This window comes from Flavobacterium salilacus subsp. salilacus (assembly GCF_004634195.1).
Classification (GTDB): domain Bacteria; phylum Bacteroidota; class Bacteroidia; order Flavobacteriales; family Flavobacteriaceae; genus Flavobacterium; species Flavobacterium salilacus.
The window spans coordinates 273588-290784 of record NZ_SKBP01000002.1 but is presented as its reverse complement, the minus strand read 5'-3'; the positions used below and the strand labels follow the sequence as shown (position 1 = coordinate 290784).

Annotated in this window: 12 protein-coding genes; 5 read left to right on the top strand and 7 right to left on the bottom strand. The window is 38.8% G+C overall.

Going from position 1 to position 17197, the window contains the following annotated elements; genetic code table 11:
• Positions 1–18: 18 nt before the first annotated feature.
• The 7 genes from E0W68_RS04325 to E0W68_RS04295 all read right to left on the bottom strand — a co-directional run bounded on the left by E0W68_RS04325 (position 19) and on the right by E0W68_RS04295 (position 8585).
• Positions 19–297 (bottom strand): hypothetical protein, encoded by a 279-nt coding sequence (locus E0W68_RS04325; protein ID WP_135218178.1) that lies wholly within the window; start codon positions 295–297, stop codon positions 19–21.
• A gap of 126 nt (positions 298–423) precedes the next feature.
• Positions 424–1755: a glycoside hydrolase 5 family protein gene (locus tag E0W68_RS04320; protein WP_135218177.1), complete on the bottom strand. Its 1332-nt coding sequence runs from the start codon at positions 1753–1755 to the stop codon at positions 424–426.
• A gap of 12 nt (positions 1756–1767) precedes the next feature.
• Entirely contained in the window at positions 1768–3003 is a 1236-nt protein-coding gene (locus tag E0W68_RS04315) for a glycoside hydrolase family 26 protein (protein WP_135218176.1), read from the bottom strand.
• 48 nt (positions 3004–3051) lie between these two features.
• On the bottom strand, positions 3052–4224 hold the full coding sequence (locus tag E0W68_RS04310; protein WP_135218175.1) for an AGE family epimerase/isomerase: 1173 nt from the start codon (positions 4222–4224) through the stop codon (positions 3052–3054).
• The gene (locus E0W68_RS04305) at positions 4224–5420 is read right to left on the bottom strand and encodes a glycoside hydrolase family 130 protein (RefSeq protein ID WP_449404226.1); all 1197 of its coding nucleotides are present in this window, start codon (positions 5418–5420) and stop codon (positions 4224–4226) included. The genes E0W68_RS04310 and E0W68_RS04305 overlap by 1 nt, the downstream gene beginning before the upstream one ends.
• Positions 5421–5456: 36 nt before the next feature.
• Positions 5457–7382: a sodium:solute symporter family protein gene (locus tag E0W68_RS04300; RefSeq protein ID WP_135218174.1), complete on the bottom strand. Its 1926-nt coding sequence runs from the start codon at positions 7380–7382 to the stop codon at positions 5457–5459.
• 24 nt (positions 7383–7406) lie between these two features.
• Entirely contained in the window at positions 7407–8585 is a 1179-nt protein-coding gene (locus tag E0W68_RS04295) for a glycoside hydrolase family 26 protein (RefSeq protein ID WP_135218173.1), read from the bottom strand.
• Between the two features lie 188 nt (positions 8586–8773).
• Between E0W68_RS04295 and E0W68_RS04290 the strand changes: the two genes are divergently transcribed.
• The 5 genes from E0W68_RS04290 (at position 8774) to E0W68_RS04270 (ending at position 17197) form a co-directional block, all read left to right on the top strand.
• Positions 8774–9649, top strand: coding sequence for an AraC family transcriptional regulator (locus E0W68_RS04290; protein ID WP_135218172.1), 876 nt, complete (start codon positions 8774–8776; stop codon positions 9647–9649).
• Positions 9650–9945: 296 nt separating this feature from the next.
• The gene (locus tag E0W68_RS04285; RefSeq protein ID WP_135218171.1) at positions 9946–13140 is read left to right on the top strand and encodes a SusC/RagA family TonB-linked outer membrane protein; all 3195 of its coding nucleotides are present in this window, start codon (positions 9946–9948) and stop codon (positions 13138–13140) included.
• A 17-nt stretch (positions 13141–13157) separates the two neighbouring features.
• Positions 13158–14753 (top strand): RagB/SusD family nutrient uptake outer membrane protein, encoded by a 1596-nt coding sequence (locus tag E0W68_RS04280; RefSeq protein ID WP_225990326.1) that lies wholly within the window; start codon positions 13158–13160, stop codon positions 14751–14753.
• A gap of 19 nt (positions 14754–14772) precedes the next feature.
• Positions 14773–15792: an IPT/TIG domain-containing protein gene (locus E0W68_RS04275; protein ID WP_135218169.1), complete on the top strand. Its 1020-nt coding sequence runs from the start codon at positions 14773–14775 to the stop codon at positions 15790–15792.
• A 163-nt stretch (positions 15793–15955) separates the two neighbouring features.
• The gene (locus E0W68_RS04270) at positions 15956–17197 is read left to right on the top strand and encodes a glycoside hydrolase family 27 protein (protein WP_135218168.1); all 1242 of its coding nucleotides are present in this window, start codon (positions 15956–15958) and stop codon (positions 17195–17197) included.

Genomic DNA, 17197 nt, shown 5'->3' with positions numbered 1-17197 from the left:
CCTGTACTTATATAATTTTTACATAAACCCGTCATCATCCGGCATAGTGCCTGTATTGGTTATATTACGCCCTCTTCTTTCTTCTGATCTTACCTTGTTTGCTAAGTGACTGTCGCGCTCTTCTTCAAGGTTGGGTTTTTTAGTTTCTTTCTGTTTAGGAAAAGTAGCCAATTCTTCAGGGTTTATTATTGCCGGATCGTTTGATGGCGATGTGTCGGCGGGCTTGCTTTTTCCTACCGAAGCATTCTGACTCTCTATTGTGCTTTTCTCTCTGTTCTTCTCATTTTCAATAGCCATAGTAATATTGTTTTTAAATTAAAAAATCATCTCGATAGCATAAAGTTACTAATATAGTACCGAAATGTACAGGCGTTTAACGCATGATTAACAGCTATATTCAATAATACACAGTAAAGACTGCTTTTACGGATTAAGTTTCTGATTGTATTCTTTTATTATAGTAAGGGTTGAAGTATCGGAAGCAAAAACTGAATTTAGCCCTTGCGGTTCCTGAGGAGGGTCGGTAGTATAATCTTCACCTTTGTCCCACTTGCCATCGTTAGGGTCATTTTTACCTGTACCGCCAAATCCCCAAAAATTAACCGCAGCAAATGCCTCGTTATTTTTTACGCTTTGCTCCAGTCTTTCAAATATTGCTTTATAAAAAGTATCCCTATCTGCGGTAGATGAGGTTTTGTCTAAACTTTCTCCTGCTCTGGGCAAACCAAATTCCTCTAAAACTATCGGTTTACTGAATTTTTGTGCTATTTGTATGTGTTCGTTAATATAACTGATTGCTCCGTCTATAGCTTTTGGTAATGTTTGTTCCGCATTAGCATGGTCATACCAACCCCAGTTTTTTGGCCAGGTATGCATGGTTAAGTAATCTATTTTCGGGTTGTTGTGTGTGCGCTCAAAAATAGCAATATCATCTGCCGAGCCTGCTTTGCCTTCGCTTCCTGTCGAAATCAGGTGGTTAGGGTCAAGTTCATCTATCAGTGCTACTACATTTGTAAGCCATTTGGTAAATTTCTCTTCGTTATCGGCGGTAAATACTCTTGGTTCATTGGCTACTTGCCATGCCATAATGGTATTATCCTCTGTATATTTTATGTTATTATAAGCATTGGAGCGCCCCAATATAAATTTAATATGGTTATTAAATGCTTCCATACAAGGTTCGCAACTGTGAAACTGCTTGGTATATTCCATAAACTGTGGCCAGGTGTTAGGCGGAATGTTAGGGTTGGGCAGTTTGCCTTTACCGTTCCACTCTAAGTACTGCGCCATACCGCCGCTCCATTCCCAATTATTGGTAAGGTAAAGCACAGCACGCATATCCCTTTTGCGCATTTCATTAAGCAGATAGTCAAGCCCATCGAGCAGATTGTTGTTATACTCCCCCTGTTTGGGTTGTAGCGCAGGGGTAACGGTATAATCCTGTTCCCCTGATTCTGCACCCACCATTATCCGAAGGTTATCAATACCATTGGCTTTCATCATGTCCAGTTCTTCGGCAAGGCGTTCACGGTTTCCGCCTTCCTTAGCTCCTAATAAAGAGCCATACCAGTAGTTTGTACCTACATAATGGTACGGTTGGTCGCCTTTGTAAAACTGTGTTCCTTTTACGGTTATTCTTTCTATGGCGGCCTGTTCGGTTTGATTTTCGGTTGTTTCTTCTTTCTTCTTCTTATCCCCACAAGAAATAAGTAGCTGAAAGGCTGCAAAGTATAGTAGCAGTTTAGTGTTTTTCATAGTTGTAGATATTTATTCTGAAATGATGTACATATCAGGGATTGTGTTTACTAATACTGATTCTGCTTTATTTGCAAAATCTACAAAATCTTGTGTGTCAGATTGTCCGGCGGGTGGTACATAATACCCTTCCTGGTTGTTGCTCCAAAACATTACAAAAGCCAATTCTACATTATTATCTGTCATAGCTTTATATATATTGTTGGCAAAAAAGCCATCCAGTGGGCTGGTAGATGATGTAACCCTGTAGCCTGTTTCGGTCATTGCAGCAATTTTTACTTTTTCTTTTGCAAGGTCAGATACCATTTTTAGTTTATTGTTGGCTGTTGTTACGCCATTAGCACTACCATTGGCAAAATCTCCGTAGTTATCCATCCCTAAAAGATCAATATACTCATCGCCGGGATAACGGCTAAGGTATTGTGTATCGGTACTGTACGAATTATCAGGAGAGAAGGCATATAGCACGTTGTGTACATTTTTGGTGTCTCGCAAGTACTCAACGGTAAATTGCCATGCTTCTTTATACTGTTGTGGTGTACAGTAATCGGCACCCCACCAAAACCAGCTACCGTCAAACTCATGCCACGGTCTGAAAATAACAGGGATTAGTTTATTATCGCTGCCTTTCAGATTGTTCAAAACATCGGCTACTTTATCCAGTTTCGACTTGTAATAGTCATGATTTTCGCCACCGGGTAATATACTGGCAAATGCATTTTGTTTCTGGAAATCTGTCATTTCCGAGGTGTAAAAATGCTCTCCTTCATAAGGTTCTCTTATATGCCAAGCGAATATATTTACCATTCCCTTATCATAGGCTTCTATGGCATGGGCAGTTATTTGTTGTTCTTGCTGATAAAACCAGTTTGATGGTTCTCCGGTATTCTGGTCGTCAGTAATAAACATAAAATCAGAACCTAACAGTGCCGGGTCATGCCCTGTAGCTTTTTTAATATCCGACTCTCCTCCTGTATTATTATAAAAACCCGCAAAAGCATCTTGTTGCCCTATCAGGTATTTTGTTTTTTGTAGCTTTTTCAGGTTGTAAAAAAGCGCAACGGTTTCATCGGTAGCATTAGGGTCTGCCATATAGCTACGAACATTTTCGGGGGTTAGTACATCCTCTGTAGGTTCTTCAGTAACAGGGTCGGTAGTCGTTATACCGGCATACCCATCATCTTTTGAACAACTTAAAACAGGTAAGATAACTGCCATTACGGCTATTTTAATAAAATTCATTTTCATAATATCAATTTTAAGTTAAAAAGGAAAGTGATACGAAAAGTGATACTACTAAATACGTTGTATCAACTCTATACAGGCACGGGAGTTATGATAAGGACATTTCCAAAATCCGGCCTTGTCTTTTTCAATTTTTGAGTAGTCTTTATTTACTCCCCAAATCCATTCTCCGTTTTCTTTATCCAGAATATAATTTTGTATAAACTTCCAGTTCTTTTCTGCTTTCTCCAGGTAAGATGTATCTCCTGTGAGCTGCCAAGCATTTACCATACCTATTAAAAACTCTGATTGCGGCCACCAGTGTTTTTCAGCAATCATTTTATGGGTATGTAGGTCAAGTTCATACCAAAGTCCGCCATCTGTATCCAATCCCTCTTCCGCACCTTTGGTTAAGCTGATGGCATGTTCTTTATATTTATTTATAAGTAATTCATCAGTAATAGTTTGGGCGCACCATAATAGTAGCCAAGCTGCTTCAATATCGTGCCCGTAGGAAATAACATCTTTCTTTTCTACCCAGTCTTCGCTAAAAAACAGTCTTAAATGTCCTGTTTCACTATCAATAAAGTATTCATCAATAGTAGTTAAAAGCTCTTGAATACTTTTTCTCAACCCTTCGTCTTTCCATACTTTATACAGGTTGGCATATCCTTCCACAATATGCAGGTGGGTATTCATGGTTTTCTTCTCGTTAGCATCCTTCTCGCTCAGGCGTAAATCTTCAATAGGCTGCCAGTCGCGGGTAAAGGCTTCAAAATAGCCTTTGTATTGAGTGTCATAGCTATGCTCTTCTATTTTCCTGTAAAGATTTATGGCTAATTGTAAAGCATCTTCATTTTGAGAAATACTATAATATTCTGCCAAACCATATATAACAAATGCTAAAGCATATATTTGATTTTTAGTGTCTTTTGGTGTGCCATCATACTTTACACTCCAAAAAATACCGTCATATTCCGAGTCATAAAAATTATCAAGTATGTAATTATAAGCCCTTTCGGCAATGGCAAAATGTTTGGCATTTTTAGTAATAGGGTATGAGGCCGAAAATGCCCACAGTATGCGGGCATTTAACACGGAACCTTTATCTGCTGAATAATCTTTAATTTCATTATAATCGATAGTGCCAATAAAACCTCCGTTTTTCATATCAACGGTATTGTTACTCCAATAGTCTAAAACAGAAAGTAACTCGCTGTACATATCAGGTTTCAGGTTACCCATTATACTAGTTTTTTGTTGTTTTCTACCTGCTTTATAATGGTTTGTACCGATCCTGCCGATGTAAAAGTGTCTTCGGGTGTATTGATACAATAATCTACCAGTTTATCAACAGTAGATACTGCCACATGCATGCGGGTGTCGGATGATGCATAGTAAATATATACTGTACCGTCATTATCTGCTATCCAGCCATTACCAAACAGTACATTTGATACATCGCCCACGCGCTCTTCATTTTCGGGGGCAAGGAAATACCCCCCCGGTTTGTGGGTAACTTTAGTAATATCTTCTAAATCGGTCATAAAAAGGTATATGGTATAACGTAATCCTGCTGCGGTATTGCGTACGCCATGTGCTTGGTGTAACCAGCCTTTTTCGGTTTTTATAGGCGCAGGACCTAAGCCGTTTTTAAGCTCATATATGGTATGGTATTCTTTACCAAAAATAATTTTTTCATCAGCTACAATCGGGTTCGCCATATCATCTATATAACCAAGCCCAATACCGCCACCGCTGCCTACATCAATAAAACCATCCTGAGGGCGGGTGTACATGGCATATTTGCCATTTACAAATTCAGGGTGCAATACTACATTGCGTTGCTGTCCTGTGTTTGATATTAAATCGGGTAAACGCTCCCAGTTAACCAAATCTTTAGTACGCACTATACCTGCATTAGCTACGGCAGCACTGGTGTCGCCTGCGGGAGCCTGCGGGTCTTTACGCTCAGTACAAAACACGCCATATATCCAGCCGTCTTCATGCTGGGTAAGCCTCATGTCATATACATTAGTGTCCGGCTCTTCCAGCTGAGGAATTACACATGGTTTTTCCCAAAACTCGAAGTTATCTATACCATTAGGGCTTTCGGCAATGGCAAAAAACGATTTTCTGTCAACTCCTTCTACGCGAACCGCTATAATATATTTACCATTCCACTTTATAGCGCCTGCATTAAAAGCGGCATTCATACCTATACGCTCCATACCAAACGGGTTGGTTTTTACATTCAGGTCATAACGCCACTCTACAGGGGTGTGTGCAGCGGTTATTATTGGATTTTTATATCTTGTATATATACCGTTAGTTGCTGCTATCGGTTCATTTTTTTTAGCTATCAGTTCCCTGTGGTTTGCTGCCAAAGTATCATAATTTGGTATTCTTACCAGGTTTGCTAATGTCATCTCGCTACCCATCTCTAAATAATATTAAAAATTCTTAAATCTCTTCTGTTAATAATCCGTTAGTCGTTTCCACCAAGTTTTTCTCATTACAATAAATATTACGGCAAGCAATGCCAGAACGACACCGAAACCTGTCCATTTTGATAATATAAAGTACATTGGTAGCAGGGTAAGCAATATTTGCCCGGTAATGCCCATACCCACATTAAACATATTTATACCAAAGTTTTTGTTTTTTTCTAAGCCGGGATCTTCGGCTAAAGCTGCCTCGTGTACGGGTTTCCAAAAGCCCCACGGTCTTACGGTTTTATAAAAACTGATGAGTGTTTCCTGATTAGTGGGAGGCGCAGCATAGGAGCCCAGTACACAGGCTATAAACTGTATTACTATAAACACAGGGAAGTAGTACAGCATTCGTGTGCCTTCAAAATAGTCTGTAACTCCGGTAACGGTAAGGGCAGGGGGTATGGCACTGGCTATTATACCGGCAAGCATTCCCCAAAAGAAACCGTTGGCATTAAATCGCCACCAGTACCACTTTAATACATTAGCACATACAAAGCCACCGTACAGCCCTGCGGTGATGATGTTGAATATCATATTTACATCTCTTATGAGCAAACCAAGCCCAACACCAAGTACAACCATTAAAGCGCCTGACAGGTAGCTCATGGTTATTATCTCTTTTCTTTCCGCATCCGGTTTAAGGAACTTCAGATATATATCGTTTACTATATAGGCCTGACCGGCATTAAGCGTCCCGGAGAAGTTACTCATAAATGCGCCTAAGAATCCTGCTAATACAAGTCCTACTAAGCCAACAGGTAAGTACTTGTTGATAACCGCAGGCATTATACTTTCGAAGTTTACGCCTATGTCTGTTTGACTAAGGGCAAGGTCTTTAAAGTAAAGTATTCCTAATATACACAGTCCCATGGTCATGAAATAACGGATAGGCAGTAGTATGATTGAAATAAACCCACTCATTTTACTGGCTTCTTCCGGCGATCGAGTACTTAATATTTTTTGACAGTCGTAGTTAGGCGCAGGACCTGCAAGGCTTTTTAATACTCCGGAAAAGAACATCATACCTACTACGGCTGAGAATAACTGATAGCCATCCTTTTTTAATTTTACGCTGGCATCTTCCAGTATATTATTCCAATCCAGCCCCAGTTCCAAACCAAACAATGGGTTGTCCCATCCTACAGGCATCATATCAGTAACAATTAAGCCGGAGTCTGCTAAATGGGTCATGGCAATAGTACCTACAAATAGGGAACATACTATCATTATCATATATTTTATAAAATCGGCAAGCACTATACCGTGCATACCGCCCACTATACTGTAAAATGTTGCTATAATACAAATACATACTCCGTAAAACTGTGCTGTTAAATGCTTGGCACTGTATAAAGCATCTTCAAATTGTTGTGTGCCTGCCGTAAATCGTTCTACATTCTGATCGAGGAATGGTATTACTCCTTTTACGGTTTCATAAGGAATGAATATCTCTAAAAACTCCCCAACTCCCACAAAGGCATATGCCATATAGCCTATACACAGCATGAGTGCAAAAACCACCACTATGGCGTGGCTTTGCTTTACGCCTTTATCGTTTAGCCCAAAACGTGTTCCCAGCCATTCGGCACCTGTGGTTGCATTACTTCGGCGTAACCACTTACTAAGGAAAACCATGAGGAATACCTGGTTGAACACGGGCCACATCCAGGGTATCCATATACTTTTAAAACCATATAAAAAAGCCATGCTTACCAACAGCATGGTACCGCTTATATCGAACATATCACTGGCATCACTAAGCCCAAGCATATACCAAGGCAGCTTTTTGCCTCCCATAAGGTAGCTGTCTTTACTGCGCTTAGCGCGGTTTTTCATGATAATACCAATTACTATCATCATTAAAAAGTACAGCGCAATTATTGTGAGGTCTATGGTAGTTAATCTCATATCTGGGTTTGGATATAAATCCGCTTATTTATATAAATTAAATTGGGTTACATCGCTTTGAAACAGCGTGTTGCTAAGGTTGTAAAAGTCTTTAAAATCAGGAACTGACGGATGCCCTTCATAAGGTGCATAATAGTGCATTTTTGGTGGGTTCATCCATTCGTTCCAACCATGATTTCTCCATACCAATACAAATGATATTTTATGATTGCCTATTGATTTTGCCAATGTTTCTGTCCACCATTTTTCATAAGGTATTTGCTCATAACCCGTTTCGGCAATAGCCGAAAGTTTGTTATGTTCTTGAGCCACCTCATCTATAATAGCAGTTAGTCTTTTGGTATCCTTAACAAATTTATCCATTTTTTCATCACCTTCGCCACCCTGATATATGTCATAGCTTACCATATCTGCCCAGGCATCGCCGGGATAATACTCCATAAACTCTGCTTTATTGGCAACGTTAGCATCCGACGTGTTGTAGATATATATAAGGTTATGCACACCTTTTTCTTCAAAATACTTGACTGTAAACTCCCAAAGCTGTTTAAATTGCTCTGCATTGGTAGTATTTTTGCACCACCAAAACCAGTCGCCTGTAAACTCGTGGTAGGGGCGGTATAGTATGGGTACAAGTTTACCGTCGCTCCCTTTTAACGACAGGAAAAACTCTGCTGCGTTATCCAGCCAGCCTTTATATACTTCGTGTTTTTCGCCACCGGGCAGTACAGATGCTACCGTGCCGGGGGCATTATCCCAGGCATCGCCACCGGTAAGTGGGTTGTTTACATGCCAGCTTATGGTGTTTACACCCCCTCTGTCATATACTTGTTTTATAAACTCGCGCATTTTGTTGAAAGGAACACCATCAAGGTTTTTCTCAGCTTTGTCTTCAATTCTACCTATGTCCCAACCATATACTGCGGGGTAGTCGCCGGTTACATCTTTTACATCGCTTCTGCCTTCTTCATACTTCCAGTTTACACCATAGGCTAAGTCGTCCTGATGGCCAAACATATAGCCTTTGTCGCGTAATTTAAATAAGTTTTTATATAATAAAACAGTCTCTTTGGTAGCGTTTTTATCAATAGGTACTATTTCGGTTGAGGTTGCTTCTTTTTTCTGTTCATCGTCTTTTGTAGCTTCTTTACAGCTAACAAAAAGCGATAGTGCTAATAAAAACACAAGTATGTTTTTTTTCATATTAATTGTATGTGGTTTATAGAGAAAGCACTGCGGTTGTGAATTCTGCAAATAATTTTACGATTAATTTTTAAGTGTGTAATTTTATAAACACTTTTTTGATAATGCCAAAGATAAATTTACTCTTAAATTTAACTTAATATTATTTTATCAATATTATATCATATAATTGCAAACAAAAAACAAAAATGAGTACCAGTAAATTTCACAGAGAGATACCGCCTTTAACTAAAGGAGATAGTTTCCTTGTTTTTGACAGGGTAAAAGATAGTTTTGATTTCCCGATACACTACCATCCGGAGTATGAGATTAACTTTATACTTAACGGAAAAGGAGTGAAACGAATAGTGGGCGACCATATTGAGGAGATAGACGATATTGAACTTGTACTGGTAGGGCCTAACCTGTATCATGGTTGGGAGCTTAATAATTGTAAGAATAAAAAGATACATGAAATAACGATACAGTTTCATAACGACTTGTTTAACGAATCGTTGTTATCACGGCGTATAATGATGCCTATAAAAGATATGTTTAACCGATCTAATCACGGAATATTGTTTTCTAAAAAGATTGGTGCCGAGCTTGCCGACAGGCTTGTGCGCATATCTAAACTGGACGGCATGGATTATTTTCTTGAAATAATATCGATACTGCACGATATGGCAAACTCTCGCAACCAGCAGTTGTTATCTACCTATACGGTAGATTATGACACTTTTGAGGATGATGATAAAATGAAACTGGTGTATGAGCATATACAGAAAAATTTTTCTGAAAAAATAACATTAGACGAAGTGTCTGACGTAGCAAGTATGAGCCCTGTATCATTTAACCGTTTTATAAAAAAACGTACAGGAAAAACATTTGTAAATTACCTTAATGATATAAGGGTGGGGTATGCGGCACGATGGCTGGTAGAGAAAGACCTTAGTATTTCCGAAATAGCATTTAAGTCCGGCTTTAATAATATTGCAAACTTCAACAGGATATTTAAGAGTATAAAAAATACTACCCCGAGCCAATATAGAGAAGAATTCTATGGTATGAAACGATTTTTATAAGATATAAGTGTAAAAAAAATACAACTGCGGTATGGGGTTAAATTATAACAGGAAATAAATAAATTCCCCATTATTCAGTGCTTTACTGTATGTTTTTTGTGAAAAATTAGTGGGTAAAATAATATCTCCGAAAACGTTAGAGAAAATATTATCAATAAATGATAAAATAATATTAACAAACACTTAACATCTCCTATAAATTTGTTATTGTCAATAAATGAACTTTAAAATTGTTGATTGTAAAATTTAATCCTTCATTTATTTAGGAATTAGTAACTAACAAACACAAATTTATTATGGGGAATACACTACATTATTTCACTTCTTGGATAACACGGGGAAAGACCCTGTTTTACCTCCTGTTTCTTTTCGGGATAACCTCTGTGCAGGCACAAAGTATAGTGACCGGGGTTGTATCTGACAGTAAGGGTATGACTGTACCGGGAGTAAACGTTACTATAAAAGGTACTGCTACGGTAGTATCTACTGATATTGATGGAAAATATACTATCAATGCACCAACTGATGCTACGCTTGTTTATACTTTCATTGGTTTTGCCACTCAGGAAATAGCCATAAACGGCAGAGAAATTATAAATGTAACCCTTGCAGAAAACGTAGAGGTTTTGGATGAGGTAATTTTAATAGGTTACGGAAGTCAAAAGAAAGACGATGTAAACAGCGCCGTATCTTCCATACGTACTAAAGATATAGAGAACCTGAAGCAAACTACTGTTGACCAAATGATACAGGGTAAAGCAGCGGGAGTTTCGGTTAGTAATAACTCGGGTCAACCCGGTAGCGCAGTATCTATAAGGGTTCGTGGTACCACCTCTATTTCGGGTACTAATGAGCCACTTTATGTTATAGACGGTGTGCCGGTATCTGGTGATGCTACAGGAAAATCAATGAGCGGAAGACCGTTAGGCAGTAACGATTTTTCATCAAGCGGAGGAGCAGGTAATAACGCTGTGAGCCCGTTATCTATGATAAACCCTAATGATATCCAGTCTATAGATATCCTTAAAGATGCTTCGGCAACCGCAATTTATGGTTCCAGAGGTGCTAACGGGGTTATTATCATAACAACAAAATCAGGTAAAAAAGGCGACGGAAAACTACGTTATGAAGGATACACTTCTGCACAAAGCATTTACAAAAAGCTGGATGTGCTAAACCTACGTCAGTATGCACAATATCAAAACGAGTTAAGCTTGCTTTTTGGTGTTGAAGAAGACCAGCTTCGTCCTGAATTTGCTAATCCTGAATTACTTGGCAATGGTACGGATTGGCAGGACGAGGTGTACAGAACAGCAGTTTCAACAAGTCACCAGCTTTCCTTCTCAGGAGGCAGCGAAACTACATCATACTATCTTTCAGGAGGTTTTCTTGACCAAGAGGGTGTATTGCTGGGTTCAGGCTACAAAAGATATACTATGCGCTTAAACCTTGACTCTAAAGTTAAAAACTGGTTAAAGGTTGGTGCTAATATGAATGCAGGTGTTACCAACGAGAAACTTACCGTAAACCAGAGTTTTCAGGGAGTTATAGCCAATACCTTACTGCAAGCACCTGATATACCGGTAAGAAACCCGGATGGTTCTTTTGCAGGACCAACAGATAACAGTCAAAACGTAAATTATTTTAACCCTGTGGCTGAGGTACTTTCTAAAGATAATAAGTTGGTAAGAAAGAACTTTTTAGGAAATGTTTTTGCAGAAGCAGAAATAATAAAAGGATTAAAATACAGAGTAGAGCTTGGTGCTAATACGGAGTTTTCTGAACATACCGATTTTACACCGGCATATAACTGGGGTGTACAGGTAAACCAGTCGGCAGACCTTATTGAGAGAAGGCAAAACTGGTACTCTGTAAACTTAAAAAACCTGCTCACTTACGATAAAACAATTAATAAACATACGTTTACGGTACTTGTAGGGCAAGAGGCTAATGATAACCATTGGGAAGGTATATATGCTACAGCAACAGGTTTTCAAACTAACTCGGTATATGGGTTAAACCTTGCCGACCCTTCGCAAAGTACAGTAAGCAGCTATAAAGGCAGTGCTTCTTTATACTCTTTCTTTGGTCGTGTTATTTATGATTTTGATAATAAGTATGGACTATCAGCCTCATATCGTGGCGACCGTTCTTCTAAGTTTGACCCTACTACCGACAATCAATGGGGTTACTTCCCTGCGGTAGCCCTATCATGGAAATTATCTAACGAGAGTTTTATGGAAAACACCCGTAAATATGTAGATAATATTAAATTCAGATTAGGTTATGGTGAGACAGGTAACCAACAAATACCAAATAATCAGTATAGCGCTCTTTTAGGACAACAAAACTCAGGAATAGGCTCAGGATTTTTACCATCAAACTTTCCAAACCCTAATTTAACCTGGGAGTCTATGAAACAGACCAATCTTGGTATCGACTTTACAGTGTTAGACTCACGCCTGGCAGTTAATCTTGATTTTTATAAAAAAGTATCAGAAGACTTTTTATTCCAGGTACCATTCCCGGATTACCTTACAGGTGGCGGAGGTCAGTACGGAGGACAAGATGCACCTTACTCAAATATTGGAGAGATGGAAAACAAAGGTGTTGATATAACTTTAAATTACAGTACAAAAGGCACAGGCGATTTTTCTTGGAACTCTACCCTTGTAGTATCAAAGTATACAAATGAGTTGACAGGAATACAGGACGGATTAAACTTGGTGCAGCCTGTAAACATTAATGGTTTTATATCGTATGATGTGACTAATACCCAAGTAGGTTCGCCAATAGGTATGTTTTACGGATATATCGCAGAAGGTATTTTTAATGATATTGATGAGTTGAACAGTGCCCCGATACAATTTGGAAGCAGCGTAGGGCAGGCTGCCGGACAAACCTATTTAGGAGATGTTAAATATAGAGATGTTAATGAAGACGGAGTTATAGATGCTAATGACAGGACGTTTATAGGTAACCCTCACCCTGACTTTACTTTTGGTTTTACTAATAACTTTAAGTATAAAAACTTCGATCTTTCCATCTTTATGCAAGGTTCTTACGGTAACGATATTATGAACCTTACTTACAGAAACGGTACTGCAAACTCAGGTTTATATCAAAACGCGTTAGTAGATGCAATAAACTACTGGACTCCTGATAATACGAATACAGATATACCAAGACCGGTAGCAAGTGTGAGCGCCGCTAACAATCAAATTTCTACTCGATTTATAGAAGACGGATCTTACCTAAGAATACAAAACCTTACTTTGGGTTACAGCTTACCAAGCGACCTTATATCCAAAATAAAGATGTCGAGAGTAAGAATTTACGGAAGTGTACAGAACTTACTTACATTAACAGACTATAGCGGATACGATCCGGAAGTAGGTTCGTTTAACCAAAACCAGTTGCTAACAGGTATTGACAACGGAAGGTATCCTACACCAAGGACATATTCAGTTGGTATTAATGTAGAATTTTAAAAATAAAAAAAATGAAAATGAATAAATTCCTTTACACATATAAAATGCTGACACTGGCATTAATATGTACAGTTTTTACCTCATGCTCCGAAGATTTCACGAATCGTCCGCCGGAAGACCAAATCAGTTTGGATGCTTACTATACCTCTAATGCGCAGGTAGAGTCAGCTACAAACGGTATGTACTCCCGTACATGGTTTCAGTTCAATAATAAGTTTTTCTATGCCGTTGCCGAGGTAGGTTCGGGCAATATGTACACTAATTCCAGCGACGTAAATGCCATGCGTAACTTTTCACTTAACGGTAGTGATGGTGAGCTTGCGCAAGGATGGAGATCACTTTGGGCAAATGTAAGTCAGGCAAACTCTATTATTAATTTCCTTCCCGACCGTGTGAGTGGGGATATAGATGAAGCAGTACTTAATAATACCATTGGAGAGGCTTATTTTATGAGAGCTACAGCCTATTTTTACTTAGTAAGACTTTGGGGTAATGTGCCTATTATAGAAAACAACCTTGATTTTGTTGATAATCCTATAATCAATACTAATAGAATAGAAGATATATATCAGTTAATAGAAAGCGATTACCAAAAAGCAATAGAACTGTTATATGATAAAGTAAGAACAGCCAACTATGCCGGTAATGCACGCGTATCAAAAGGATCTGCAAAAGCAATGCTTGCAAAAGTGTACCTGTATGAGAAAAAATATACAGAAGCCAGACAAATGGCGGAAGAGGTTATAAACAGTAACGAATTTAAGCTACTTGGCGGCGACCAGCTTCCTACCAAATCATTTGGAGATTTGTTTACTTATCCTAACAATAATAATGAAGAATCAATATTTGCATTACAATGGGTAACAGACGGTAACTATGGTTCTGCCAACAACTGTAATACACAGTTTGGTATAAGTAATGCATTGGTAACTACATCAAATGCCAGTTACGGAGGTGTATTTGCACCATCTCAAGACGTGCTTGACCTGTATGAAGCAGGCGATGTAAGACGAAAAGAAACGATAATGCTTCCCGGAGATGACTATCCTAACATTAAAGTATTATTAGACGGTGCAACTACACCCGCAGTAGGCTTTACAGTACCGGCAGCCGAAGATATTGGTGGGCAAGGTGCAGGTGCAGCCATTAAAAAATACTGCATTGGTATAGTAAACGGTAATGAAACCGGACCTGTAGATGCATGGGCAATGATGGAAAACAATACCTACATAATGCGTTATGCTGATTTATTACTTATCCATGCCGAAGCTGTTATGGCAGGAAGTGGCAGCACATCAGACGCTGCTGCACTTGCATCATTCAATGCAGTAAGAACAAGAGCAGGATTATCAGCCGTAACAAGTATTACATTTGACGAGTTGTTTACTGAAAGAAGACGCGAGCTTTGTTTTGAAGGTGATTATTGGTTTGACTTAGGAAGATTGCCAAGAGCACAGGCAATAGCTATTATGGGAGCGCAAAACAGAGGTAATATGTTTACTGAAGAGTATTTTACGCCGGATGAGTCTGATTTTTACTTACCCTATCCTGACAATGATGTGGCTAAAAACCCTTTACTATTGGAACCACCCGTACCTTATACATTTGAATAATTTTTAAAAATTAATTAGTATGAAAAAAATTAAATTAAAAGCATTATTGGGTGTACTTACAGTATTCGCAATAGCATTATTCGCATCATGTAGTGATGATGATGGAGCAACGGGCGGACAGCCTGTTATTGAAAGTGTCAGCCTTGCTCAAAACGATTCTCTGGTAGAGCAGGGATATGCCGATAATATGTATATCATAAGGGGTAAAGGCTTTACCGGAACTCAAAAAATATATTTCAACGAAACAGATACCTATTTTAACCCAACACTGGTTACAGATAATGTAATTTTAGTGACTATTGACAGAAATACGCCCTATGCAGATACTGTTGATGAGCTAAAAGTAGTTACTACGGGCGGTACTGCCGTTTATAGTTTTGTAGTAGCCCCACCGGCTCCTGAGGTTTTAAGTTTTAATCCTGTAAACGCAGCAGCAGGCGAAGAAATCACAATTTACGGTTCGTACTTCTTAAACCCCATAGTAACTGTTGGAGGAGTAGAGGCACAAATAGTTTCCAGTACTTTAACCGAGATTGTTGCAATAATGCCGCCGGATTCGGACTTAAAGTATTTAACAGTAACAACAATCTCCGGCGATTCGGAGTGGGGTACAGCAGTAGGAACAGCTATTTATGATGATGCCTTTTATGCGCCATGGGATATAGAAGCCTGGAACAACCATGAGTATATAACTGATTTGTCCAAAGCAGCACAGGGAACCACATTTATCAAAAAAGAAATACCGGGTTGGGATAACATACAAGGCAACTGGGCTTGGGATGACCAAATCTCCCAATATACAGGTATCCGTTTCTCAGTTCGTTCTGACGATGCAGGTAAATTAGTACTTATTTTCAATGGTGCAAACTGGGGAGATGATAACTTTTCTTTCGAGACAGGTACTGAGTGGACAGAATACACTTATACTTGGGAAGAATTAGGAGGTATGCCCGAAGCATTACAAAATATATCATTCCAGGAATTTACAGGAGAAGCCCACAACTATTATTTTGATAATATAGGTTTTACAGTAGATTAATAAAAAGAACAATAAGTATCATTCCCCGAAAAACCATCGGGGAATGATACTTTTAAATATAGTATTATAATACTTTGAGATTATTATATGAGCTTCATTTTAATGAGCATGAATAACAAGAGATAAATAATACGCAACGGATAAACTCCGTGAATAACAACCCATGAAAAAAATTATAAGCACCTTTTTTTGTTTAATTCCTGTATTCACTCTTTTGGCACAGGGTAATGTTTACAAGCAAGAACCAACAAAATTTGAAGGGCTTGCTATGACACCGCCTATGGGCTGGAACTCATGGAATACTTTTGAAACGAACATAGATGAAGAGTTGGTAAAACAAACAGCCGATATAATGGTAGCCTCCGGAATGAAAGATGCCGGATATACCTACATCGTGTTAGATGACGGATGGATGACACGTGAAAGAGATGCAGAGGGTAACTTGGTGCCTGACCCTGAAAAATTCCCCAACGGAATGAAAGCCCTTATAGATTATGTACACTCAAAAGGATTAAAGTTTGGGTTATACAACTGCGCAGGTACAAAAACCTGTGCCGGATATCCCGGTACTCGCGGATATGAATACCAAGATGCACGATTTTATGCATCGCTGGGCATTGATTTTCTTAAATATGACTGGTGTAACACCGAAGAGATAACAGCAAAAGAAGCTTATACAACAATGAGCAATGCGCTAAAAACAGCAGGCAGACCTATTGTTTTCAGCCTTTGCGAATGGGGAGATAACAACCCTTGGGAATGGGGAGAGCCTGTAGGTAACCTTTGGAGGATATCAGGTGATATATATCCTTGCTTTGACTGTGAGTTTAAACATCCGGAAAACTGGTCGTCATGGGGTTTTATGAAGATTATAGAGATGCGTAAAGGCATCCGCAAGTATTCAGGACCCGACCATTGGAATGATTTTGATATGCTGGAAGTAGGTAATGGTATGACTGCTGCCGAAGACCGTTCGCATTTTACCCTATGGAGCCTTATGGCATCTCCGCTTATTGCCGGAAACGATTTCAGGAGCATGAGCAAAGAAACGCTTGAAATACTTACCAATAAAGATATGATAGCCATTAATCAGGATAAATTGGGCATACAAGGTTTTAGATATTCTGCAGAAGACGGGCTTGAAGTTTGGGTAAAACCTTTAAGCGATGGCGATTGGGCGGTAACATTCCTGAACCGCAGTGATGCCGAAAAGAAAATAAATTTTGATTGGGCAAAGCATATCATAAAAGATGATTTAAACAATCTTGAAGCTAATTTTGGTAATACAGTTTATACTATTCAGGATATTTGGAATACTAAAAAAGCAGGAACTACTAAAAAAGCATTTAAAACCGAAGTAGCCCCTCATGATGTAGTAGCTTTAAGGCTTACAAAAAATAAATAA